Here is a 21,690-nt window from a genome sequence, read left to right as displayed (position 1 = left end):
AGTTTTTGAAAAAGCGAAAGAGAGCATAGTGAAAATTATGTTCTCTTTCGCTTTTTTTAGTTAAAATGAGGTGTGCATGAAAATGGTATTTAAATGGGTTACATTTGGAAATTCTTATCATAGCAGGATGTTTATTAATTGGTATCACTTTAATCAGTTTCAGTATTTATCGATTTGTAAAAGAATTAAAAGAAAAAAATTCAAAGAGAGAGAAATGGAAAGTAGTAGCTGGAAATTTGATAGAGTTATTTAGTGATCCATTGCACGGAGCGCCATTCTATTTTTTAACTGGGGGTCTCTTTTTGGTAATCGGAATGTTATTTCTTTCTATGGGAATGGGCTGGCTTGAAATTGATTAAGGCGTATTAACAAAAATATTTCATAGTTGTATTGCGAAGAGGAGAGAGCAAATGCCGGTTATAAGAGATATACAATTGAGTTTTCTAAAAGTAAAAGAGCATACCAGAAACATAGAGGCATTACAGTTAACATCTACAAGCAACTACGATGAAGACATCTCTTTTGGTAAAGAGACGAGCAGTATTACTTCTTTATATTGTCGACATATGCCAAAGTTAAGAATGGATTATGAGAAAGGGATTTTGATTCATTGTGTGGATGATATTTCATTACTCGATGAGTGGGAGAAGAAATATAGAATTTTCCCTGAATATATGAATGTTTTTGTGGAGTATGAGAGTGTGAAGGGTTTTCCATATTTATCAGATAGAGAGCAAAAAGAATTAGCCCTTCAAATCGTTCATGTTGAAATGAAGCGTTTAGCTGTGAAATATGATTGGGATATAGAAGAGTTAGAAAAAGTGAAGAATAAGATACTAGAATTGAATTATAGAAACGAGTTCGTATATATAAAAAAGAGTAGTCCGAATAAAAAATACGTATGTAGTATAACATGTCAGCATGAAGTGGCTTATGCTGACGTGTACTTAGAAATAAGAGAGTATAGAACGAGGCGGTTAATCAAAAAGGAAAAGCTTATTAGAGAAGAAGATATGTATAAGATGTTTCATCATGTTAGTGAAGTGGCTTGGAAGTTAAATCATAAAGTGCTACTGATGAATGATAAAGGAAAAACTGTATGGATGTTAACCTTTTTAGAGAAAGATATCCCAGCTAATTTAGTTTGGAAGATTGAAAGAATAGATTGAAAATAGATGAGAATTGGAGTGCATATGATGGAGACACAAATCGTTATTGGAGTACCTGGTTTATGGAAAGATAGAACAGAATTAATACAAGAAGTTGTGAGTAAAAGTAACTATATATTAGCGGGAAATGTTATGCACCATAAGGAGAAAGAGATTGGCTTTGAAATTGATATATATGAACAAGACCCTTCTTTGAGAGAGGCTTTCTTCTATGCAGGTGGTGAGCGTTTTGATGAAGAATTGCTTCAGGAGTTGGAGAAGCATACTTATATAGTGTATGTTATTGCCAAAGTTGACGATAAAGAGAGATTACAAGAAGTAATTGATGTAGGAATGGAACTTTTAAATGCAGGGGGACTTGCTTTAAAAGTTGAAACAGCAGGTGTGGCTTATTCGAAAGAAGAATGGCAAGAGCTTGCAGAGAATAAGGAAATATTCCCGATGTATTCGCACCTTGTAACTTTAGTTGGAGATGAAGAGGACGGTTACTATTCATGTGGAATGCAAGCATTTAATCTACCAGACGTTGTTTTAGACGGAGGGATAGATCCGGAAGTAGCTGTAGATTTATTAAATGATTTTAACCTACATAATATATTGGAAAAACCTAATTTGAAAGATGGAGATACAATTAGTTTCACAGAAGATGCTCCAGTGTATCTTTTATCTCATTATATAGATAAACGTTATGAACAAGAGGATCCATTTTATAATCCGTGTGGGGTATGGAAGTTAGAGAGTGCTTCGGCAAAGAAATCTATCTTTCAAAAATTGGGGAGTGTGCTAAAAGGATGGAAAAATACATAAAAGAACAGAGGAGTATATGTGATAAATATAAAGCGGAGTATGTAGAATCTCCGAATGACTTGAAATTAGGAATAGCGCAAAATGTGAAAGATGGTATCGCTCCGATTAATGGGTTACGAATGCCTATAGAAAACGGAACGACAGGTTGGTACATTTGGGCTGGTGAAGAAATGGGGACAGAAGAAGATTTCTTTCTTCCTTTACACGTTCAACATATTGATGAATGGGCACCTGAAATAAAGAAGTATTTAGGGTTACCACCTGGTTGGAGATTTTTAATTGCTGGAGATTACGAGGACGTGTGGTATGATCCGAATTTGTTTGATGAAGATTTAGAAGAGGATGCAGATGAATGGGAAGAAAATATGCTACAAGAGTATGGATGGTACATGCATAGCATATTAGCAGAAGATATTGATGGCATCCATGCTAATTATCATACACATGGTCTAAGAGATAACTTTAATCATCAAGATTTACAAATAGCATTAAATATGGATCCTGAAGTCGCGCATAGTGTTTTTTGTACCATAATAGAAGAAATAAAGAGCGGAAAAAAGTTTGAACAAGGGATTGAGTATACGAATATTATTGAAGGATATCCCATTATTATGAAGTCTTTCGTAGAGATGGATCGAGAAGTTTTGAGGGTTTTATTACCTGATGAAAGAGGGATTCTTCCTACGAGGCCAGAGTGTGATGAATGTTATAAGACTCAATTGGATGATATTGAGGAGAGTTGATAAAAAAGAGCTTGAAACTATTCAAGCTCTTTTTTTATGACTATTTATGTCCTAAAATATGTTCAATCTCATGCAAACTTAATTTACTTGCCTTAGCAATCGTTTCAAGTGGTATACCAAGATCATACATATTTTTAATCATTTGAATTTTCCCCTGTTGAATGCCTTTTTCAATGCCTTTTTCAATGCCTTTTTCAATGCCTTTTTCAATACCTTTTTCAATACCTTTTTCAATGCCTTTTTTAATTCCTTATTCCATTCCTCTTTTAATTCCTTCTGTCTCTGCATGGGCGAATTTTGCTGCTTCATCCATTAAAACTTTCTCCCTTGCGTCATAGGCTTGTCGGAAAGAAGAATCCTGACTCATACGTTCCCATTTATTTATTGCTTTTTGTAAAATAGGGTCTTGGTTCATAGCAATATCCTCCAATAGTTTAGTTAAGTGCTCATCCTCATTTGCTGAAAGCAATAAAAGCCAACGAACAAATGGATCTTTCCACGGATTTACTTTTTCTTCATGCCATTGTTCAGTTAACTTTGGAATTTCTATAATGTGGATTTCTATGTCTTCACTCAGGATTTTTTTTTGTTGTGTATTCCATAATACGCTCGTTGTATGGAAGGCTGGGTGTTCCGAAAACATTGCGAAGTTTAGTAAGTTTATGGTGATGGTTTTGTGAAGTGCACTGTAGGGCATCCCTTTTTGTAGTTGAGATGTGTATAGCCTTCCCCAATAATATAAACTGCGTTTAACCATATCGTGATTATTATTGAGTTGTATTTCTACATTAACTTTTGTTCCTGTGTCTAATGTCGCTGAAATGTCTAAAATAGATAACTTATCCTCTTCATATTCCCTGTGTAAATGTGGATCTTCTAGTTGTAGAGAAGCAATGGGCGACTCTAAAGACTCTTGTAACATAGCATTTAAAAATGCAATTAGAATATCTTCGCTACCATTCGTACCAAACAATTGTTTAAATGCAAAATCAATGCGTAAATTAACTAACTGTTGGTTGAACAAAGTTTGTCCTCTCCCTTATATGAAGGTACTTCTTTCCTTCATTGTACATAAAAAGAACTAGAGTATGCAAACAAGCCATTCTTCTATTTTTTAGTAGTTTTATTAGAATGTCACAGGTAAGTATGGTTATGTTATACTCTAGTGAAATTAAAAAAATATTTTTGTTTATATCGGGGTGAAGATGATACATATGCAAAAAGATATTTTAAAACTATTAGATAAAAAGCAAAGTAACTATGAATTTCCTGCCTTTGATAATGAATATATGGATATTTCGCAAGTGAAATTCTCTCTTTTCTTTAAAGATACTAAGGATTGGTTAATGGTGTTTCAACTTGTTGGTGTAGGTTCATTAGGTGTATGTAATGATATTCAAGTATATGGAGATAGAATTACTCATTCAATGGGTGATGATTGCATTTTACAATTAAATGATGGCAATTATGAGTTATTTAATGATGAAGGTGAATTTATGCCGAATATTTATAACGGCAGTTTAAAAATTCGTGAGCAGCATTTTGAATATGAATTTACAGAAGAGGATTATATAAATAATGGAATAGAAGTACAAACGACAGAGCATTATCCAACATACTTTATGCGTATGCTTGCTACTAATGAAGAAGTTAGAACATTATTATGGTGGAGTAAAGAAGAGATTTTAGAAGAGTTCGGTTTAGAAGGTAATTGGGAACTAGCGTATGAAACGGAAGAATGGAAACATGTTGAAGACGAAAAAGTAAGTGAAAATGAATTCTTCCAATCAGTAGCCGCTGCAATAGAGAAGAAAGATCCACGTATTATTGTGAAGAAGGATTCTAACACGCATTGGAGAAATTGGGTAGCGTTTGATTGTGACTGAAAAGGATAGGAGAAAGAATAATAAATGAAAAGAAGAAGAAAATCCGGAGAAAAAGTACAAATGCATCGTTTTGCACTACCTCTATGCTACGGAAGTGAAGCACCATATTATTATTACGAGGTAGCGCCCCATGAAAGAGAGGAACGCTTCCATTTAACATCAGAACTTTGCGTAATGGACGATGAGCATTACTTTATTAGAGGTTGTTTAGAGATTCCTATCATTGACTACCACGAAAACTTCATATGGACTGTTTGGGTATCACTTAGTAAAGAAAGTTATGATGAAGTATTAGAAAAGTGGGATGAGAGAGGCCGAGAAAATAGTGATCCTTATTTTGGGTGGTTATCTGTAGAAATGCCAGTTTATCCAGAAACATTAAATTTAAAAACAAATGTACATATAAGAGAAGTTGGAACGGCACCGTATGTTGAATTAGAGCCAACCGAGCATCCTTTAGCAATCGAACAAAGAAATGGAATTACTTTAGAGAGAGTTAAAGAAATACAAGAAATGATTCAAAGACATAGCTAGATTAGAAGAGAAAAAAACGAGTGCTAGCACTCGTTTTTTTCTTTACACAACCGCAGGATTATAAATCATCGTAAAGTGTCCTGGTAATAATTCAATGTGACAAGGTGTATGAAGCGAACTTTCTCCATCTGTATCTACTTCTTTTTCTTCTTTCGTTTCAATATGAATGGATTTTGCTTTTACGTGGAAGATGTCATTTTCATTTGAATCCTCGAATAGTTTCTTTCCGATGTAATCTTTAAATGCTTGAATACCTGTTGATTTGACTACGAAAATATCAAGTGTTCCGTCATCACATTTTACGTTCGGAATAAAGGATGGAATACCACCAAGATATTCACCATTTCCAACCATGACAAGGACAGCTTCGTCTTCATATACTTGTCCGTCATAAGTAATTTTTACTGGGAATGTTTCAGCATTTTTTACAGTTCGAATTGTGCTTAAATAGTAACCGATTTTACCAAGCTTTGCTTTTTCATCTGCATCGATATTGTTTGATACTTCAGATACGAGACCAATCCCCCAGAAGTTTAAGAAATGTTGTCCATTTGCTTTTGCAACGTCAACTGGTTTTATATGTTCTTCTGTAATAAGTTTTGCCGCTTCTGCAATGTTTTGCGGAACGCCAAGTGTGCGAGAGAAGTCGTTGCAAGTTCCGCCTGGAATGATTGCAAGTGTAGGTCTAGTTTCAAGAGGTGCTAAGCCATTTGTGCATTCAAATACAGTGCCGTCACCACCAAAGACGATAATTAAATCTACTTTACTAGCAAACTCTTGGCAATATTTTGTTGCATCACCTTGCTTTTTCGTATGAAGGATATGTAAGTCAGGAAAAGCTGCGGCAAGAGGTGGTACGATTTTCGTTAAATTTGTATGTAAGTCACCTTGTCCAGCTTTCGGATTTACGATGAGGAGTACTTTTTCAAATTTTGTCTTTGTCATTTTTTTCTCTCCCTTTGTCTTTTACGAATTGTGATAGAAAATAAACTTCCACCAGTAATTGATGAAAGTTTATTTTATTATATTATTCCGTTACAACTGAAGCGATAAATGGTAAGTTACGATATTTTTCTGCACAGTCGATACCGTATCCAACGATGAATTCGTCTGGAATTTGGAAGCCAACATACTCAGCTGTTAAGTCTACTTTACGACGTTCTGGCTTATCAAGTAATGTACAGAACTTGAGTGCCTTTGGTTTATGCATAAAGAAGTGGTCTTTTAGAAAATGAAGTGTTAAACCAGAATCGATAATATCTTCTACAACAATTACGTTTTTCCCAGTAATGTTTACGTCGATATCTTTTAGTAGTTTCACTTTTCCTGTTGTTTCTGTTTGATTTCCGTAGCTAGATGCAGAAATAAAGTCAATTGTTACATCATTTTTGATGTGACGAATTAAATCAGCAGCAAATACGAATGAACCTTTTAATACTGCGATAACTACGATTTCTTCTCCTTCAAAGTCACGTTCAATTTGAAGTGCTAATTCTTTAACTTTTGCTTGTAATTGTTCTTCAGAAATTAAAGTGTCTTTTATTTCAATATTCATTGTAATCCTCCTACAGTGTAAAACTTGCGAACATTTCGACTGTAAAGGATAGAATAGAAAAAGTCAAAGGAGATAGTAATTTTTTACAAAGATAACGACAAAATCATCTGATGATATGATATACTAATTATATTAAGAAAACGCTTCCATAAAGGGTGAATATGATGAAGAAGAAACAGTACACAAGTGTAACATTTATAAAAGCATTACTTTTAACAATTGTTCTTGGCCTGTTGGCTTACGTAATTGATGTACCTGCGATTCGTATTTCATTAATTGGAATGACTTTAGTGTTAGGAGCAATTTCGCACGGTATGATGTCGCAGCTAAAAGAAGCTGGACTTGATGATATGAGAGATCATATAGATAAAAAGTAAGAAACCTTCATTATATAGAGTGAAGGTTTTTTTGTTTCTTACAAAAATGTAAGGTAGTTGTAAGGCAAATCGATAGTTGCATAATAGCATTTTGGATAAACTATGGGTGTAAGGTAAAAGGCAAGCATATTTTAGGTAAATTAAGTTTTAGGCACTCTATATGTGAAAAAGGAGTAGGAGGGCATGGAGAAACGTTGGACGACCTTTTCTTTTTTAGCGACTAGTAACACCGTAATGCTAGATGGAAAAATGGATTTTTTGCACTTGTTTGATCGTGAAGATGATCATTCTTCTTCTAAATTTACAATGAAATGGAATAAATGGAGCGAGAGTTGTAGGTTTGAAGAAGAGGCCCCTAACGAAGAGCAAAAGATTATTTTAACAAACCCTATTAAAGCGTGGGTTGTTCAACGTCGTAAGTGTAACGTCAAAAATCACTTCAAGAAAACTGAGCCGAGACAATTAGTTATCGCTCCAACCCGTTCTACTTCCAAATCACGCGAAAGTAACATGTAAATAATTGAGACACACACCCGAAAAAAACATCGTACATATTGCGATGTTTTTTTCTTTTTCTACAATGAAATCTTTAAATGAAATATATTTCATCTGCATCTTATATTTATATCTCTTGCTTATTCTAGTAATACATCCGGTGCGAGTTGATGAGAATAAAATATAAGGAGAGAATGAAAATGAAAAAGAGACTATTACCAATTTGTGCAATGGCACTTTTAGCAGTAGGATATTCTTCAGTAGCGAGTGCAGATACTGGAACAGTAACAAAGGAAGAAGCACAAGTGCAACAAGATAAAGCTAAAAAAGAAGAAGCAATTAAGGAACAGCAAAAGAGTGATGAGGAGAAAAAGCAAGCAGCGCAAGTACAAGAAAAAAGTGATATGGCTAAAAAAGAGGAAGCAATAAAAGCTGAGAAAAAAAGTGAAGAAGAGAAAAAGAGAATAGCGCAAGAACAGTTAAAAAACGATATGGCAAAAAAAGAAGCAGCGATAAAAGCCGAGCAAAAGAATGAAGTAGCTAAAAAAGAAGTAGCAAAGCCAGTTGTACAAGGTGAAAAATTACCAAATACAGCATCAAATAATGTAGCAATGATGGGATTAAGTGCATGTCTTGTAGCGGTAGGTACATTATTTGGTTTGAATCGTCGCAATAAGATTAAAGCGTAAATAAAATATTTTCCTATAAAGAATGGGATAATTTCATATATTAAAAATGGTAGGTTACTCCTACCATTTTTGGCATGGAGGAATGAAGAATGAAGTCACTCAATTATATCGGTATCATATTGATGGCTATAGGGCTATTCATGGGATCCTATTATGCTGTGGAATGGTATAAAGGAAGAAGCTCTGCCGGGCAATTAACTGCAGAAGAAATAAAGAGTCTTAAAAATATACAAGATACTCAACTTTCTCGTGAAACACCTGTAACTTCTCAAGTGCCTTCTTCTCAAACAGAACATAAAGAAGGAGAAAAGGTAGCGATGTTAAACATACCAAAAATAAAGAAGAAGTTTTCTATATATTGGGGAGCGGATGATACGACTTTGAAAAAAGGAGTGGGTATGTTCGTTAGTGATTTAACGACAACTCCATCTGGAGGGGGACATACTGTACTAAGTGGACATCGAGATACTGTATTTACAGATTTAGGAGAGTTGAAAGAAAAGGATACCCTTGTTTTAGAGTATGATAATAAAATGTACACATATGAAATTCAAAAGACATGGATTACTCATGCGGATGATCGTACTGTTATTATAAAAAAAGAAGAACCGATATTAACACTGACAACTTGTTACCCATTTAATTATATAGGGAATGCACCAGATAGATATATTATCGAGGCGAAGTTAACTGGCAGTTATTCAAAGTGAAATTATAGTTTCTGAAAGCGGGAGGGGGATATATAAATTATGTCAAAAAATATTTTAATTGTTGAAGATGAAGACATATTACGTGAAATATTAAAAGATTATTTTTTAAGTGAGCAATATGTAGTGTTTGAAGCGAGGGACGGGAAAGAGGCTTTAGTTGTATTTGAAGAAGAAGAGGTTGATTTAGTTATTTTAGATATTATGTTGCCAGAACTCGATGGATGGTCTGTTTGCCGAAGAATTCGAAAGACGTCCGAGGTGCCTATTATTATGCTGACGGCGCGCGTAGATGAAGACGATACGTTACTCGGTTTTGAACTTGGGGCAGATGACTATGTGACGAAGCCGTATAGTCCGCCAATTTTATTAGCAAGAGCGAAACGATTATTAGAAAGTAGAAAAGCATCGAAGAAACCTTTAGAGAACGAAGATGATACGTTATCGATTCATGGCATCCATGTCCATTTTCCGTCGCGTACTGTTACTGTTGATGAGGCAGATGTTAGTTTAACGCATACGGAGTTTGAAATATTGGTGTATTTCATGAAAAATCAAGGAATCGTTTTAACGCGAGAGCAACTCATTTCAAGAATTTGGGGATATGAATTTGCTGGCGATGATCGAACGGTGAATAGCCATATTCGTAATTTAAGAAATAAATTAGGAGAGAAAGCAAAGTATATTACAACTGTAGTACGAACTGGTTATAAATTTGAGGGGAATATATGAGAAAAGGGATTGTTCTAAAATTATTTACTCTTACAACAGCATTATGCATGTTAATTTTAGCGACGATATTTATTGGACAAACGATATTTTTTAAACAATATTATGCGAATCGAAAAGTGGAAGATATTAAAGTGAATTTAAATTCCTTTGAGAAGAACTATTTAAATCATGCAGGAAATGCAGAAGAAATTCAGAAACTAGAGCAAGACTTTTTAAGAGAAAATAATACGTGGATTACGACATTAGATAAGAACGGGAATTTAAAACATGCAGATGATTTTTATTTTGAGGTAACGATAGATCGTAGGCAACAAAAGAGCTTTGGACAACAAATATTTAAAATTCCTTTAGGCAATCTCGTCAATATAGAGGAGATTGATAATAAATTATCGGAGCATTTTTTAGGGCAAGAAATTTATTTTTCTGGAGTGAGAAAAGAAGATAGTTTTATTCCATTCTCTTTTTCTTTATCTAAGCAGAATTTAAGCGGATCTAATAAACCGTTAGAAAAAGCATTTAATGAGAAAATGAGTAAATTAAATGAGGAGAAAAAGAAAGCAGCTGTGGAACAAGTTGGTAAGGAAAAGAAGCCGGCTGTTCGGGAGCAAGCTGCTCAAGAACCAGATGTTTACATAGGAGGGCGTGTTACGAAAGTACAGTTTCCAGATGTAAAAGGCCCCGTAAATCCAATTTATAAAAACACTTTATTTTTGGATAGTATAAAAGAATTTCAAACGGATGTGTTACTAAAAGAGAGTAATCAAATAGAGTATTCAACAAAGACAATGGACTACGAAAAGAATGATATAAAATATAAATTATTAATGAAACCAATAAAAGAAAAAGACGGATCGGTAACATATATTTATGCGATGGCTTCTTTACAGCCGGTAGATGAAGCTGTACAAATGGTGCAAGATTATTATATCTATATCATTGCATTTGTAGTCGTTCTTATTTTTCTAGCTTCGTTCTATTACTCAAAACAAATTGCAAAGCCATTATTGAAAATAAATGATACAACAAAGAAAATAGCGCATTTAGACTTCACAGAAAAAATACCGATTACTTCGAAAGATGAAATTGGAGATTTATCGAAAAATATTAATGTGCTATCAAATAAACTCCATTCGCATATTGGACAGTTAGAAGAAGATATTGAAAAGGAAAGAAAGTTAGAAAAGACGCGAAAAGAATTCATTTCTGGTGTTTCACATGAATTAAAAACACCGCTAAGTATTATGAAAAGCTGTATTTCTATTTTAAAAGATGGGGTAGCTGAACATAAAAAAGAGTATTATTTTCAGGCAATGGAGAGAGAAGTAGACAAAATGGATACGTTAATTTTGGATATGCTTGAGTTAGCTAAATTTGAATCTGGTACATATAAAATGAAAAAAGATTCGTTTTATATTGATACAGTAATTGAAGGTATATGTGAACATCTATCTGTGGAAATAGAGAAAAAAGAACTTCATATTCATAAAAATATAAGTTCATTTGAAGTGATTGCAAATCAAGGCCGGATTGAACAAGTCATCGTGAACTTCATTACGAATGCTATACGATATACACCAAATAAAGAGGATATTATTATTTCTACAATAGATGAGAAGAATCGTATAAAAGTGTGCATTGAAAATAAAGGTACTCATATTGAAGAAGAGCAATTAGATAAAATTTGGGATCGTTTTTATCGCGTGGATACAGCTCGTCAGCGTTCACAAGGTGGGACGGGGCTTGGGCTTGCTATTTCAAAGAATATTTTAGAACTACATGATGCTGAATATGGGGCAGAAAATACAGAAGATGGTGTATTATTTTATTTCTATTTACCGAAAAAAGCGTAGACAATATGATCTATGCTTTTTTAATTTATTTTCATATTATCTTTACCTAATCTTTATTTTTAATCAGTATAATTTGTTTAGAATATGAGGTTATGTAAGGAGTCGATGAACCGTGCATAGCAATTGGCTAAGTATAATGGTATTTATTTTCTTTTGCGCATTTATTGTATTTTTAATTGATATTACGATATGAAAAAAGAGCGCTCATTAAGCGCCCTTTTTTTGTGTATTCATTTGATAAGCACTGATGCTTTTGAATAATCGTGGTGAAGTGATAAATAAAAATATAAGTAAAACGGTACATAAAATAAAAGAACCAAGCATTGTACTTCCATTTACGATTAATGAATATAACACAGCTGATTGACCTTTCGGCGCATATTGTCCCCAGAAAATAATGCCGGCAATAAAGTGGCAGAAATAGCGAGCAAAGCTACCGATAAATGTAGCAAGGATAATATAAGCAAGGACTTTCTTACCCTGATTTTGTTTTGATGAATGTTTGTCTTTACGGTTACCTAAATTTGATTGTTCTAAGCTATTTTCATTGGATGTTAAAAGTGCTTTTTGAATTGGACGATAGAATAAGCCAGCAAATCCGATAAAAGCAAAGGCAATGAAGTACTCAATGAATGCTTGAACAGGTGTTAAAATATAAGCATCTCCCACGACAATTTGTAATAGTCCCCAAACTAAACCGCCTAAGAAAGCTGATTTAAAGCCCCAGCGGTAAGCAATAATAAAAATAGGAATCATAGCGAATGAGATAGAACCGCCTGTTGGAAGTTTAAGTGATAATGGTAAAATATCGATAATCATGGCGAAGGCTGCAAGAATAGCAGATTCGATCATCGCTTGTAAATTGGTGTTACGCATGTTGTCTCCCCCTAAATCCAAGTTGTACAAAAAAGAATAGATATCATAGGAGGATACGAAATACGTAAATAAAAATGAGGTATGTATTTCGGACGTTTGCACAATCCCTGCGTTAGCATTAACTAACAGGTTCGAAGGGTCGGAACGAAGTGTTCCCTCTCAGCGGCATGGCTCCCCCAGCGATAACGAAATTCTTTATTTGTTATTGTTTATTGTAAGCGAAATGGATGAGAATGGCAAACGAATACAGTATGACAATAATTGAAATAGAATTGTAGCGAAATGTTAATAAATATGAAGCAAAAGGGTATAGTACAAGAGAAATTGGGTGTGGTATAATTTTTTTGAAAATAATTATCATTCTCTTCTGAGGGGGAAGGTTATGAGCTTAGTAGATATTAAAATTGGAGAGAAAGTGTTAGTAAAAAGTATTCAGTCTTTAGATCAGCTATTAAAGCGTAGACTAGCTGCTTTCGGTCTTGCTGAAGGAAGCGAACTTCGCCTGAAACAGAAAGCGATGTTCAAAGGTCCTTGTACATTGGAGTGTCGTGGACAGTTAATTAGTATTCGTCATTGTGACGCGAAAATGATAAAGGTGGAATTAGCGTGAATAAGGTAGCTTTGCTAGGGAATCCGAATACAGGGAAGACATCATTATTTAATGCACTTACTGGTTCTTATGAATACGTAGGAAACTGGAGCGGTGTAACAGTAGAAAAAAAGGTTGGTAAATTAAAAGATAGACAAGGAACATTAATTGATTTACCAGGTGTTTATGATTTAAATCCAGTTTCACGTGATGAAGGTGTTGTAACAAACTTTCTATTAACAGAAGAATTTAATCATATGTTAAATATCGTAGATTCCTCGCAGTTTGAAAGAAATATGCATTTAACGTTGCAGTTACTTGAATTTGGTAAGCCAGTCTCAATTGGTTTAAACATGGTTGATGTGGCGAAGCAAAGAGGAATTGTCATTGATGTAAAACGATTATCAGAGCTATTAGGTGTAACAGTCGTTCCTGTTGTTGCAAGAAGTGGAAAAGGCTGTGAAGAACTGCTTACGACTCTTAAAGAAAATGACAAAAAAGAGAAAAAGCCATTCCTTATTTCATATGGTGTACAAATGGATGAAGGAATTGGAGAAGTAATTGCTCTTTTAGAGACAGCGAATTACGAGCATCCGAGATGGTTAGCACTTCAATTTTTAAGCAATAACGAAGTAGTAGAAAAAGAAATGAAAGCATTACCAATTTATAAGGAACTCATAGCCATTCGATCTCGCTTAGAAGGAAGACTTGATTGTACGTTAGAAGAGCACATTTACAAAACTCGTGAAGCGTATATTGAAAAGTTAAAAACAAATGTTATGAAGCATGAGAAAGAAGGAAAAATTCCTTTTTCAGAAAAAATTGATAGATTAATTACACATAAAATTTTAGGACTTCCAATCTTTTTAGCAGTTATGTTTTTTATTTTTCAGGTTACGTTTACGTGGATTGGTACACCTTTATCGGATATGTTAGATGAGTTTTTTGGTGGCCAGCTTACGGATTGGGTGACGGCTGGACTTACAAGTATTGGAGCTTCTGATTTTATTCAAGCACTAGTTACAGAAGGTATTATTGCCGGTGTTGGTGCTGTATTAGTATTCGTACCACAAATCTTTGCACTATTCTTTTTTATTTCATTATTAGAAGACTCAGGGTATATGGCGCGAATTGCAGTTGTTATGGATAGAATTATGGAGTTTTTCGGCTTAAACGGAAAAGCTTTTATTCCGATGATTATCGGTTTTGGATGTAACGTTCCAGGTATCATGGCTGCGAGAACGATTGAACAGGAAAAAGAACGTTTACTTACCATTTTAGTAACACCATTTATGTCTTGTTCAGCACGATTACCTGTATATGCATTATTTGCGGGCGTATTTTTCCCGCATAGTCAGGCGACTGTTGTATTTTCTTTATATGTTGCAGGGATTGTTCTTGCGTTATTAGTTACAAAAATTATGTCTCTTACAATTTTGAAAGCGGAAAAGTCTATTTTCGTAATTGAATTACCGCCTTACCGTGTGCCACAAGCAAAAACATTATGGCTAAGCACGTGGGAGAAAGGAAAAGGATTTGTTCGTAAAGCTGGTACATTCATCTTTGGTGGTTCGGTTGTCATTTGGTTATTAAACTATGCAGGTCCATCAGGATTTGGCGTTGATATGGGAGACAGTTACTTAGCGATGATTGGTGGATTTATCGCACCACTATTTGCACCGCTCGGCTTCGGAACGTGGCAAGCTGCAGCATCCCTTTTAACAGGATTTTTAGCGAAGGAAGTTGTCGTTTCTACAATGGCAATTATTTATGCAGTTAAAGAAGATGTGCTTGGAAATGTAATGGGAGCACATTATACAGCATTATCAGCTTATGCATTTATGTTCTTTATTTTATTATATGTTCCGTGTTTAGCGACGGTAGCTGTTATTAAACGTGAAACAGGATCAGCGAAGTGGACGATTTTCTCAGTCGTTTATCCACTCGTAGTTGCTTATGTATTAACGCTCATTATATACCAAGTTGGATCCTTACTCGGATTCTAGAAGGAGATGTATTGTGATGATGGTCAATATTATAATTGGAGCTATCATTTTTGGTTATGCAGCATATACGTTAGTTAATTTTGTAAAGAGAAGTAAAAAAGGAAAATGCGCGGCATGTTCTTTAAATAAGTCATGTCAGTCGCAAACTTGTAGCCCGGATATGGAGCAAATTGCTCATAATAAATAGAAAAAAGCTTTGCGAATTTCGCAAAGCTTTTTTGTTTTACTTTTTAATTTTTACAAGTTGAGAAGCTTCTACGCCTTTGTAACCAGGGAATTCTTTACTTGGGTCTTTATCAAATTTTAATACACCTACAGATTTTTCATCACCTTTTACATTGCTGTAAGTTGCGTCATCGACAATCGCATACATATCTGTATATGCACGACCACTTCCGATAATTGTGTTGCCTTCATATTTTAATTTTGCCCCATCAAGTGCAGCATTTTCTACTTTTTCTTTTGCAAATAATACACCTTGTTCTGTTGTTACAGCTGGTAATTTATCAAGTGGTTTCGTGTTGTCTTTTTCATCAACTTTGCTAAGTAACTCTTTTTTCACTAGTTCTTCACCAGTTTTCTTATCCATTACAAGAACTTTTTTACCATCTAATGTTGTCATTTTCATTTTATAGAAGTCTTTTTCTTTCACTTCTTTTTTGTTTTTATCTGTAATTTGCTGAACTTGTTCTTCTGATCCGTACAGTACAAAGCCGTTCGCTTTCTCTCCTAATAAAGAACAACCTGATAATGCTCCAAGTGAAATTGCTGCTGCTAATCCGATTCCTACTAATTTTTTCATGATGATTTCTCCTTTTATATGTTTTATAGTAAATACAATTTTTGTATTAGTGCTTAAATGTGAAGAAGCTTGTTTGTTGCTTCTGGTATTAGTGTATAAGAAATATCGGAATGCAACTATCGAGTTAGCTTACAGTAACATTACACTTATGTAATTTAGTGAAATTGCACAAAAGTAAGTTAATTTCAAAGAGGGATAATGAGAATATATTAGAAATACAATATTGTATATAGAATGTCATATTATAATGGATGTATTTTGGAAATAACATGTAAGGACATATTAGTTTTGTTATAATAAACACATAGGCTGTAAAATGAATATTCTTTACTGTAAAGGGAGATTTTTCAGTTTTCCAAGTAGTGAATTTGAAATATGAGGTATATCATAGGAGGAATTTAGATGTCTGTATTTAAACGATTAAGAGATTTAACAATGTCAAATGTGTATTCGTTAATTGAAAAAGCGGAAGATCCAGTTAAGATGACTGATCAATATTTACGCGATATGCAAGCCGATGTACAAGAGGCTGAGAAAAGTGTAGCAGCTCAAATCGCACTTGAGAAGAAATTCAAAATATTATTTGAAGAGCAAGAAGCACTTGTGAAAAAACGTGAAGAGCAGGCTCATACGGCTGTTCAAGCTAATAACTTAGATCTTGCGCGTCGTGCATTAGAAGAAAAACAAAATGCAGAGCAAAAAATGAATGAGTATAAAGCAAGCTACGAGCAAAATAAAGCTGCTGCTGATAACCTGCGCCTAAAGCTAGAAGAAATGCGTAAGCAATTAAATGAGCTGAAAAATAAACGTGAAACACTTGTAGCACGTGTAAATGCTGCGAAAGCACAGAAAAATATTAATCAGGCGATGTCTGGATTTGATTCAAATTCAGCAAAAGCTGGTTTAAGCCGTATGGAAGAGAAAGCCCTTCAATTAGAGGCTGAAGCGGAAGCAAGCGGTGAAGTTTATAAGAAAGAAAAATCATTAGATGATGAATTCGCAAGCTTAAACAAAAATTCTGCTGTTGACGATGAATTAGCTCGTATTATGAAGCAGTATGAGAAATAATATAGAATAAAGACAAATGAACCGACATGTCTAAATATATTCATGTCGGTTTTCTATTATATTTTAGAGGAGGTTTTGCAATGACATGGATGAATGTAGTTGCCATGCTTGTATGGACTGGAGCGAGTGCAGTACTTTTATTTGCAATTATGTGGGTTGATTCAATTTTTACAAAATACAATGATTTAAAAGAAATCAAAAATGGAAATACAGCTGTAACAACTCGTTTTATTATGAAATTATTTGCACAAGGGTACATTTTATCTCAATCGATAACGAAAGCAAATGATTTATGGCAAGCACTTCTTGCATCAGCAGTTTCTTTCGTTATTTTATTAGTGGTAGAAATGTTTATCGAATTCGTATTAAAGAAAATGTCTGGTCTTGATTTAGAAGAAGGTACGAAAGAAGGTAGCGTTGCACATGCGATGTTAGCCGGATCATTACATATTGTTGGTGCACTAATTTTAGGTGCTTGTTTATAAAGAGAAAAGGAGGGGTAGATCATGAGTTTATTTAAACGAATTAAAAATATAATGAAAAGCCCAGAGCCACCGAAGCCGGAAAAGAGTCTTTTAACGTTAGCTCCTGGCGATATGATTGAAGTTTCATTAGTTATGTATGAATTAATTGGGAAAACGAGTATGCATTCGCGTAAGGAAATTGTTTTGACATTGCAAGATGGAAAAGATATTCGTTATTTAAAAATTGAAGACCGAGAAAATACGTATTACAAATTATATACTCCAATTGATGGTCGCTTAGATTCAATTGATGAAATTCCGACGACAATTGAAATGGATGATACCGAGTATCATATGGAAGAACAATATAACGGACGTGTTGTTGTGATGGGAAAAACTCCATTCTCAGCTTCAGAAGAACAGTATATATGGGAATTCCAATCAGATAATCGAAAATTATTGCGTATTGAATGGCAAAATGGTCGCACAATGATGTATGAGGGAGAAGCAATCATTCCTGCTGATGTACAAATTATAAGAGCAACGTAAGGGGGCGTAATCATGTCAAACCGATTGTTTACCATGATTAAATCGTTTGTGATCCCTATACTTGCTATCGTTATATTACTTGTTGTTGCTGGTTATGCCTTATCAGGTTGTCAAGGCGGGCAGACAAAGTCGATTCAAGACCGTTATCCACTTGAATCTGTTGCCAAGGAAGGTAAACAAGAATCTTACGTGTATAGGGCCGCCAATCGGTCAGTTCCTGAAGTCGCAAAGGAACTCATTAATGAAAGAGAACCGCAGCAAGCGTCTAAAGAAGACGAAAATCAAATGTTCCTCGTTTATTCTGATAAGATTTATAACCTGCAAAAGGATAAAGAGAAACCATCTGATACGTTAATTGAAATAAGTAATAAAGAATTTGTCCGTCAAAATTACCAACCGTCCTTCTTGCAAGGATATATTATGGGTAGCATATTAAACGATATATTCGGCTCACGAAAATCATCATACGGTGATTATCGAGGATATAACGATAGACAAAATCATAAACCAGTTATTCCAGAGAGACCACCTACAAAAGAAGAAAAGAAAACCCCACCTCCAATTACGAAGGAAGGGAAAGGGTCTATCATTAAGCGAGGCGATAATGTAGATTCGAAACCATCAGTAGGTGATAAGGGAAGTATTACTGAAAAAGGAAGTAATACGACGCCCCCACCTTCTACTGGAAGCAAGGGTAAAATTACAAAAACACCAGGCGGTTCAAGCGGATCAGATGTGAAGCCAAAATCATCTATTAAAACGCCGCCAAGGAATACATCTCCTCCGAAAACGAGGGTCGGTGGTTCAGGAAAAATTACGAAGAGAAGATAGTGTAGAGACCGAAAAGTGGAATTTGCTTTTTGGTCTTTTTTTGTTATGGGAATTAATTCCTCTCATGTGGTACGATTTAGGCATAAGGGAGGAAGTAAAAATATATCAGCGATTATTGAAATATATCGACTTACCGACAAAAACTGACAACGATAGCAACTTAATAATAAAAAGAGGGTGTGCCAAAATTTTGGCACACCCTCTTTTTCATAACGATTAATGAATATCACGTTTCTTAAAGTTACCGCCTTTTACTTCTGCTACGTCATAAACTGTAATAAAGGCGTGTGGATCGATTTCATTAATAAGTTCTTTCATTTTACTTTCTTCTAAACGGTTAATTACACATGAAATTTCTTTAAACTTCTCTCTTGAATAACCACCGTATACTTCGTTATATGTTGCACTTCGGCCTAAACGATCGCGAATTGTTTCTACCATTAATTCAGGCTCTTTTGTAATAATTTTAAATGCTTTTGAACCACTTAAACCAACTTCAACGATATGAATCACTTTCGAAGCGATAAAGTAAGCAATTGCCGAAAGGATAGCTCCTTGCAGGCCGAATACCGTTGATACGAAAATAAATACGAACATGTTTAAGAATAAAATAAGGTCACTCGTTCCAAATGGTAACTTACGAGAAAGCAATACAGCAAGCATATCGATTCCATCTAATGCCCCACCGTTACGTAATGCTAGTCCCATACCAAAACCGATGATAATACCACCAACAACTGTAACTAATAATGTATCGCCTTCAATAATAGCTGGTATTCCGTGCATGACAACGGTACCTACTGCTAATGAAGCAATTCCGATAATAGAATAAATCGCAAAGCTTTTACCGATTTGCTTATACCCTAACCAAACGAAAGGAATGTTAATAACTGCGATTAGAGCTCCTAATGGCAATCCAAATAATCTTGAACTAACGATACTTAAACCAGTTACACCACCGTCTGATACGTTATTTGGAATTAATACTGCTTCTAATCCGTACGCTGTGATAAATGCCCCAATAATAATCATCAAAGCTTTTGAAGCAATTCTTAGCTTATTGGGCTTGTTTTTGATAATTTTCTCCATGTAATTTCCTCGTTTCAAACTAGTTTCTTATTTGTTACGTAATTCACACCTAAATTTTATTTTAACATTTAATTTGAAAAAATTCTCCTTTAATGGATGTATGCAGGGAATATTATCACCATATTATCTTTAAAATATTTTTGAAATCAGTATAAGAAATCCCATCCTTTCAAAGGATGGGATGCTATTAAGAAAATATAAAACTAAGTACTGATACGAATAAAGCGAAACCTAAAATAGTTCCACATATTTTCATATGGCGCTTGCGTCCCATTACGACAATCGCAACATATTCACGGATCATTGCGTTAGGCCAGTAATAAAATGCAGTTTTTGATCCGATTCCTTGGCTATTAAGACCGGCTTGTCTTGCATATATACCAGCACGGAAAAGGTGGAAATTATTCGTTGTAAAAATACTTTTATATTTACCTTCTGGTTTTAAAGAATCCATAATTTCTTTAGAGAACAGCATATTTTGATATGTGTTTACAGAGCGATTTTCCTGGACTGTATGTTCAAGAGGAATTCCTTTTTCAACAGCGTAACTTTGCATCGCTTCCGCTTCTGGAAGACCTTCATCTGGACCTTGTCCACCAGAAAAAATAATTGTTGGTGGTGTATTAACAGCGGCTTGTTTCCAATAGAAGTCAATCGCTTTATTAATGCGGCTTGCAAGTAAAGGTGGTACTTTATCATTAATTAAGCCGCTACCAAGAACGATGATGAAATCTTGATTACGTCTTGGTCTGTTGAATTGGTATAAAAAATATGCACTTAAGAAGTTAGATAAGTGTATAAAGAAATATATGCTTATAAGAGAAATAGCTGCAAAAATAGGCTCTAAATGCGATGAAACCAAACTTGCTGGATTTATAATAGGGAGTAACATAAAGAATAACATCCCTAAAGCAGCAAGGAGTGTTAAACAGTTAGTGAACCGTCGTCCTTCTCGCTTCATTAAAATTCTAGCATTAAGAAATAGCCCAAACATTAAAGCAACAATACCGAAAGGAAGCATAATGAGAAGTGCTAAAAAAGGTAAAAATATAATGTAGCGTAGGACATCACTATCTGAGTTCAATGATACAATCACACAAAAAAGAAGGAAAAAACAGATAAAGGCATTAAATAAAAAGCCGTTTATTATTTTTCGCGGATCTTTTAAATATGAGATAAGAAAAATAATAAATAATATAAGAGGAATAATTCCGAAATACATCATAAATATAGTACACCTCAACTTGTATAAGAATTTGACATACCTTTTATATTACATGATTTTATAAGTGAAAATGAAAGAAAAAGGATTTTGAATTTTCCCAATAAAATATATAGATACGTATGTTACAATATATTCAAAGCGATATATTAAAAGTAAAATGGTTGAAAAGGCACTCAGTAGAGTGCTTTTTCTTTTTGTATGCAATTGTGCATATTATATTTTTTTTCAAATGAAGAGGATTACAATATAAGTTGTAGACAGACTTTATAAAGCAGAATTTCATACAAACATTTCCCTCTACTTTTTGTATCTAACAATCGTATAACAATAAATAATTCTGTTTTATAGTGTCTGTTTTTGAAAGGTGTCTTTTTTGAAGGCACCTTTTTTTATTAGTATAGATAGTTTACACTGTTAGCATAGTGTAAACTATCTATACTAAACATTAGCAATCTTCCGTATAAATATTATCAATTTACTATATATTCCAGTGGTGTTAACCTACATATGAAAGGCTTTCTTTTTCAAAATATTACCCCTAATAAAATTTTGAAGAAGTCAACTGTCTCCAAACTTGTCTTTATGCTTAAAGAAAAAGCACTCAAATTGAGTGCTTTTTCTTATTGAAACATGCTATTTTTCTAGGC

General features: G+C 34.2%; 25 protein-coding genes, 1 pseudogene and 1 riboswitch. Of the genes and pseudogenes, 19 read left to right on the top strand and 7 right to left on the bottom strand.

Annotated features, from left to right (window positions below):
* The first annotated feature begins 104 nt into the window (after nucleotides 1-104).
* The 4 genes from BLT20_RS16025 to BLT20_RS16010 are packed head-to-tail and all read left to right on the top strand — an operon-like array spanning nucleotide 105 to nucleotide 2,719.
* Complete coding sequence (locus tag BLT20_RS16025) at nucleotides 105-359, top strand: hypothetical protein (RefSeq protein ID WP_000404318.1); 255 nt, start codon at nucleotides 105-107, stop codon at nucleotides 357-359.
* Nucleotides 360-410: 51 nt separating this feature from the next.
* The gene (locus tag BLT20_RS16020) at nucleotides 411-1,169 is read left to right on the top strand and encodes a hypothetical protein (RefSeq protein WP_001144126.1); all 759 of its coding nucleotides are present in this window, start codon (nucleotides 411-413) and stop codon (nucleotides 1,167-1,169) included.
* Nucleotides 1,170-1,196: 27 nt separating this feature from the next.
* Nucleotides 1,197-1,976, top strand: a complete 780-nt coding sequence (locus BLT20_RS16015) for a DUF4261 domain-containing protein (RefSeq protein WP_000449847.1) — start codon at nucleotides 1,197-1,199, stop codon at nucleotides 1,974-1,976.
* Nucleotides 1,961-2,719: a DUF4262 domain-containing protein gene (locus tag BLT20_RS16010; RefSeq protein ID WP_000417362.1), complete on the top strand. Its 759-nt coding sequence runs from the start codon at nucleotides 1,961-1,963 to the stop codon at nucleotides 2,717-2,719. The genes BLT20_RS16015 and BLT20_RS16010 overlap by 16 nt, the downstream gene beginning before the upstream one ends.
* A 40-nt stretch (nucleotides 2,720-2,759) precedes the next feature.
* On the opposite strand, the pseudogene BLT20_RS16005 reads toward BLT20_RS16010, so the two are convergent.
* Nucleotides 2,760-3,743: pseudogene (locus BLT20_RS16005) on the bottom strand (Rpn family recombination-promoting nuclease/putative transposase).
* Nucleotides 3,744-3,933: 190 nt separating this feature from the next.
* On the opposite strand from BLT20_RS16005, the gene BLT20_RS16000 reads away from it, so the two are divergent.
* Both BLT20_RS16000 and BLT20_RS15995 read left to right on the top strand, forming a co-directional pair.
* The gene (locus tag BLT20_RS16000) at nucleotides 3,934-4,605 is read left to right on the top strand and encodes a DUF7003 family protein (protein ID WP_001168101.1); all 672 of its coding nucleotides are present in this window, start codon (nucleotides 3,934-3,936) and stop codon (nucleotides 4,603-4,605) included.
* Between the two features lie 24 nt (nucleotides 4,606-4,629).
* Nucleotides 4,630-5,139 carry a DUF2199 domain-containing protein gene (locus BLT20_RS15995; RefSeq protein ID WP_000830214.1) on the top strand — a complete coding sequence of 170 codons (510 nt, stop codon included), beginning with the start codon at nucleotides 4,630-4,632 and terminating at the stop codon, nucleotides 5,137-5,139.
* A gap of 42 nt (nucleotides 5,140-5,181) precedes the next feature.
* Here BLT20_RS15995 and BLT20_RS15990 read toward each other — a convergent pair whose 3' ends face one another.
* Nucleotides 5,182-6,084, bottom strand: coding sequence for a diacylglycerol/lipid kinase family protein (locus BLT20_RS15990; RefSeq protein ID WP_000167893.1), 903 nt, complete (start codon nucleotides 6,082-6,084; stop codon nucleotides 5,182-5,184).
* A gap of 82 nt (nucleotides 6,085-6,166) precedes the next feature.
* Nucleotides 6,167-6,694: a hypoxanthine phosphoribosyltransferase gene (gene hpt, locus BLT20_RS15985; protein ID WP_001019295.1), complete on the bottom strand. Its 528-nt coding sequence runs from the start codon at nucleotides 6,692-6,694 to the stop codon at nucleotides 6,167-6,169.
* A gap of 161 nt (nucleotides 6,695-6,855) precedes the next feature.
* Between hpt and BLT20_RS15980 the strand changes: the two genes are divergently transcribed.
* The 6 genes from BLT20_RS15980 to BLT20_RS15955 all read left to right on the top strand — a co-directional run bounded on the left by BLT20_RS15980 (nucleotide 6,856) and on the right by BLT20_RS15955 (nucleotide 11,544).
* A complete protein-coding gene (locus BLT20_RS15980; protein WP_002001286.1) occupies nucleotides 6,856-7,071 on the top strand; it encodes a hypothetical protein in 216 nt (71 codons plus the stop codon).
* A 183-nt stretch (nucleotides 7,072-7,254) separates the two neighbouring features.
* Complete coding sequence (locus tag BLT20_RS15975; RefSeq protein ID WP_000415614.1) at nucleotides 7,255-7,587, top strand: hypothetical protein; 333 nt, start codon at nucleotides 7,255-7,257, stop codon at nucleotides 7,585-7,587.
* A 179-nt stretch (nucleotides 7,588-7,766) separates the two neighbouring features.
* Complete coding sequence (locus BLT20_RS15970) at nucleotides 7,767-8,255, top strand: LPXTG cell wall anchor domain-containing protein (protein ID WP_000746702.1); 489 nt, start codon at nucleotides 7,767-7,769, stop codon at nucleotides 8,253-8,255.
* A gap of 89 nt (nucleotides 8,256-8,344) precedes the next feature.
* The gene (locus BLT20_RS15965) at nucleotides 8,345-8,965 is read left to right on the top strand and encodes a class D sortase (protein ID WP_000838838.1); all 621 of its coding nucleotides are present in this window, start codon (nucleotides 8,345-8,347) and stop codon (nucleotides 8,963-8,965) included.
* A gap of 39 nt (nucleotides 8,966-9,004) precedes the next feature.
* Nucleotides 9,005-9,694, top strand: coding sequence for a response regulator transcription factor (locus BLT20_RS15960; protein ID WP_000041847.1), 690 nt, complete (start codon nucleotides 9,005-9,007; stop codon nucleotides 9,692-9,694).
* Complete coding sequence (locus BLT20_RS15955; protein WP_001225339.1) at nucleotides 9,691-11,544, top strand: sensor histidine kinase; 1,854 nt, start codon at nucleotides 9,691-9,693, stop codon at nucleotides 11,542-11,544. Before BLT20_RS15960 ends, BLT20_RS15955 begins: the two co-directional genes overlap by 4 nt.
* A 207-nt stretch (nucleotides 11,545-11,751) precedes the next feature.
* Here the strand turns inward: BLT20_RS15955 and thiT are convergent, their stop codons facing one another.
* Nucleotides 11,752-12,420: an energy-coupled thiamine transporter ThiT gene (gene thiT / locus BLT20_RS15950; protein ID WP_001246587.1), complete on the bottom strand. Its 669-nt coding sequence runs from the start codon at nucleotides 12,418-12,420 to the stop codon at nucleotides 11,752-11,754.
* Between the two features lie 86 nt (nucleotides 12,421-12,506).
* A riboswitch (TPP riboswitch) is annotated at nucleotides 12,507-12,608 on the bottom strand.
* 194 nt (nucleotides 12,609-12,802) lie between these two features.
* Between thiT and BLT20_RS15945 the strand changes: the two genes are divergently transcribed.
* From BLT20_RS15945 to BLT20_RS15935, 3 genes are read left to right on the top strand one after another with little or no spacing between them, the layout of a single operon-like run.
* The gene (locus BLT20_RS15945) at nucleotides 12,803-13,030 is read left to right on the top strand and encodes a FeoA family protein (RefSeq protein WP_000060512.1); all 228 of its coding nucleotides are present in this window, start codon (nucleotides 12,803-12,805) and stop codon (nucleotides 13,028-13,030) included.
* Nucleotides 13,027-15,015, top strand: coding sequence for a ferrous iron transport protein B (feoB, locus tag BLT20_RS15940; protein ID WP_001044840.1), 1,989 nt, complete (start codon nucleotides 13,027-13,029; stop codon nucleotides 15,013-15,015). The genes BLT20_RS15945 and feoB overlap by 4 nt, the downstream gene beginning before the upstream one ends.
* A gap of 16 nt (nucleotides 15,016-15,031) precedes the next feature.
* Nucleotides 15,032-15,202 carry a FeoB-associated Cys-rich membrane protein gene (locus BLT20_RS15935; protein ID WP_000989598.1) on the top strand — a complete coding sequence of 57 codons (171 nt, stop codon included), beginning with the start codon at nucleotides 15,032-15,034 and terminating at the stop codon, nucleotides 15,200-15,202.
* A 36-nt stretch (nucleotides 15,203-15,238) separates the two neighbouring features.
* On the opposite strand, the gene BLT20_RS15930 is transcribed toward BLT20_RS15935, so the two are convergent.
* Nucleotides 15,239-15,817, bottom strand: a complete 579-nt coding sequence (locus tag BLT20_RS15930) for a lipoprotein BA_5634 family protein (protein WP_000737501.1) — start codon at nucleotides 15,815-15,817, stop codon at nucleotides 15,239-15,241.
* Nucleotides 15,818-16,219: 402 nt separating this feature from the next.
* Between BLT20_RS15930 and BLT20_RS15925 the strand changes: the two genes are divergently transcribed.
* The 4 genes from BLT20_RS15925 (at nucleotide 16,220) to BLT20_RS15910 (ending at nucleotide 18,729) form a co-directional block, all read left to right on the top strand.
* Nucleotides 16,220-16,885: a PspA/IM30 family protein gene (locus tag BLT20_RS15925; RefSeq protein ID WP_000110290.1), complete on the top strand. Its 666-nt coding sequence runs from the start codon at nucleotides 16,220-16,222 to the stop codon at nucleotides 16,883-16,885.
* An 80-nt stretch (nucleotides 16,886-16,965) separates the two neighbouring features.
* A complete protein-coding gene (locus BLT20_RS15920) occupies nucleotides 16,966-17,370 on the top strand; it encodes a DUF350 domain-containing protein (protein ID WP_000220087.1) in 405 nt (134 codons plus the stop codon).
* A 21-nt stretch (nucleotides 17,371-17,391) separates the two neighbouring features.
* A complete protein-coding gene (locus BLT20_RS15915; protein ID WP_000051745.1) occupies nucleotides 17,392-17,898 on the top strand; it encodes a DUF4178 domain-containing protein in 507 nt (168 codons plus the stop codon).
* A gap of 12 nt (nucleotides 17,899-17,910) precedes the next feature.
* Nucleotides 17,911-18,729 (top strand): DUF4247 domain-containing protein, encoded by an 819-nt coding sequence (locus BLT20_RS15910; protein WP_000071199.1) that lies wholly within the window; start codon nucleotides 17,911-17,913, stop codon nucleotides 18,727-18,729.
* A 216-nt stretch (nucleotides 18,730-18,945) separates the two neighbouring features.
* On the opposite strand, the gene BLT20_RS15900 is transcribed toward BLT20_RS15910, so the two are convergent.
* Nucleotides 18,946-19,818, bottom strand: coding sequence for a YitT family protein (locus BLT20_RS15900; RefSeq protein WP_000411246.1), 873 nt, complete (start codon nucleotides 19,816-19,818; stop codon nucleotides 18,946-18,948).
* Nucleotides 19,819-20,005: 187 nt separating this feature from the next.
* The gene (locus tag BLT20_RS15895) at nucleotides 20,006-21,043 is read right to left on the bottom strand and encodes a YdcF family protein (protein ID WP_000990094.1); all 1,038 of its coding nucleotides are present in this window, start codon (nucleotides 21,041-21,043) and stop codon (nucleotides 20,006-20,008) included.
* Between the last annotated feature and the right edge of the window lie 647 nt (nucleotides 21,044-21,690).

It is taken from the genome of Bacillus sp. cl96 (assembly GCF_900100505.1).
Classification (GTDB): Bacteria; Bacillota; Bacilli; order Bacillales; family Bacillaceae_G; genus Bacillus_A; species Bacillus_A cereus.
This window is presented reverse-complemented; position numbering and strand designations above follow the sequence as displayed.

What these genes read in the sequence shown, in the direction of transcription:
- BLT20_RS16020 (WP_001144126.1), top strand. Translation starts at nt 411, where the DNA reads ATGCCGGTTATAAGAGATATACAATTGAGTTTTCTAAAAGTAAAAGAG.
- BLT20_RS16015 (WP_000449847.1), top strand. Translation starts at nt 1,197, where the DNA reads ATGGAGACACAAATCGTTATTGGAGTACCTGGTTTATGGAAAGATAGA.
- BLT20_RS16010 (WP_000417362.1), top strand. Translation starts at nt 1,961, where the DNA reads ATGGAAAAATACATAAAAGAACAGAGGAGTATATGTGATAAATATAAA.
- BLT20_RS16000 (WP_001168101.1), top strand. Translation starts at nt 3,934, where the DNA reads ATGCAAAAAGATATTTTAAAACTATTAGATAAAAAGCAAAGTAACTAT.
- BLT20_RS15995 (WP_000830214.1), top strand. Translation starts at nt 4,630, where the DNA reads ATGAAAAGAAGAAGAAAATCCGGAGAAAAAGTACAAATGCATCGTTTT.
- BLT20_RS15990 (WP_000167893.1), bottom strand. Translation starts at nt 6,084, where the DNA reads ATGACAAAGACAAAATTTGAAAAAGTACTCCTCATCGTAAATCCGAAA.
- hpt (WP_001019295.1), bottom strand. Translation starts at nt 6,694, where the DNA reads ATGAATATTGAAATAAAAGACACTTTAATTTCTGAAGAACAATTACAA.
- BLT20_RS15980 (WP_002001286.1), top strand. Translation starts at nt 6,856, where the DNA reads ATGATGAAGAAGAAACAGTACACAAGTGTAACATTTATAAAAGCATTA.
- BLT20_RS15975 (WP_000415614.1), top strand. Translation starts at nt 7,255, where the DNA reads ATGGAGAAACGTTGGACGACCTTTTCTTTTTTAGCGACTAGTAACACC.
- BLT20_RS15970 (WP_000746702.1), top strand. Translation starts at nt 7,767, where the DNA reads ATGAAAAAGAGACTATTACCAATTTGTGCAATGGCACTTTTAGCAGTA.
- BLT20_RS15965 (WP_000838838.1), top strand. Translation starts at nt 8,345, where the DNA reads ATGAAGTCACTCAATTATATCGGTATCATATTGATGGCTATAGGGCTA.
- BLT20_RS15960 (WP_000041847.1), top strand. Translation starts at nt 9,005, where the DNA reads ATGTCAAAAAATATTTTAATTGTTGAAGATGAAGACATATTACGTGAA.
- BLT20_RS15955 (WP_001225339.1), top strand. Translation starts at nt 9,691, where the DNA reads ATGAGAAAAGGGATTGTTCTAAAATTATTTACTCTTACAACAGCATTA.
- thiT (WP_001246587.1), bottom strand. Translation starts at nt 12,420, where the DNA reads ATGCGTAACACCAATTTACAAGCGATGATCGAATCTGCTATTCTTGCA.
- BLT20_RS15945 (WP_000060512.1), top strand. Translation starts at nt 12,803, where the DNA reads ATGAGCTTAGTAGATATTAAAATTGGAGAGAAAGTGTTAGTAAAAAGT.
- BLT20_RS15935 (WP_000989598.1), top strand. Translation starts at nt 15,032, where the DNA reads ATGATGGTCAATATTATAATTGGAGCTATCATTTTTGGTTATGCAGCA.
- BLT20_RS15930 (WP_000737501.1), bottom strand. Translation starts at nt 15,817, where the DNA reads ATGAAAAAATTAGTAGGAATCGGATTAGCAGCAGCAATTTCACTTGGA.
- BLT20_RS15925 (WP_000110290.1), top strand. Translation starts at nt 16,220, where the DNA reads ATGTCTGTATTTAAACGATTAAGAGATTTAACAATGTCAAATGTGTAT.
- BLT20_RS15920 (WP_000220087.1), top strand. Translation starts at nt 16,966, where the DNA reads ATGACATGGATGAATGTAGTTGCCATGCTTGTATGGACTGGAGCGAGT.
- BLT20_RS15915 (WP_000051745.1), top strand. Translation starts at nt 17,392, where the DNA reads ATGAGTTTATTTAAACGAATTAAAAATATAATGAAAAGCCCAGAGCCA.
- BLT20_RS15910 (WP_000071199.1), top strand. Translation starts at nt 17,911, where the DNA reads ATGTCAAACCGATTGTTTACCATGATTAAATCGTTTGTGATCCCTATA.
- BLT20_RS15900 (WP_000411246.1), bottom strand. Translation starts at nt 19,818, where the DNA reads ATGGAGAAAATTATCAAAAACAAGCCCAATAAGCTAAGAATTGCTTCA.
- BLT20_RS15895 (WP_000990094.1), bottom strand. Translation starts at nt 21,043, where the DNA reads ATGATGTATTTCGGAATTATTCCTCTTATATTATTTATTATTTTTCTT.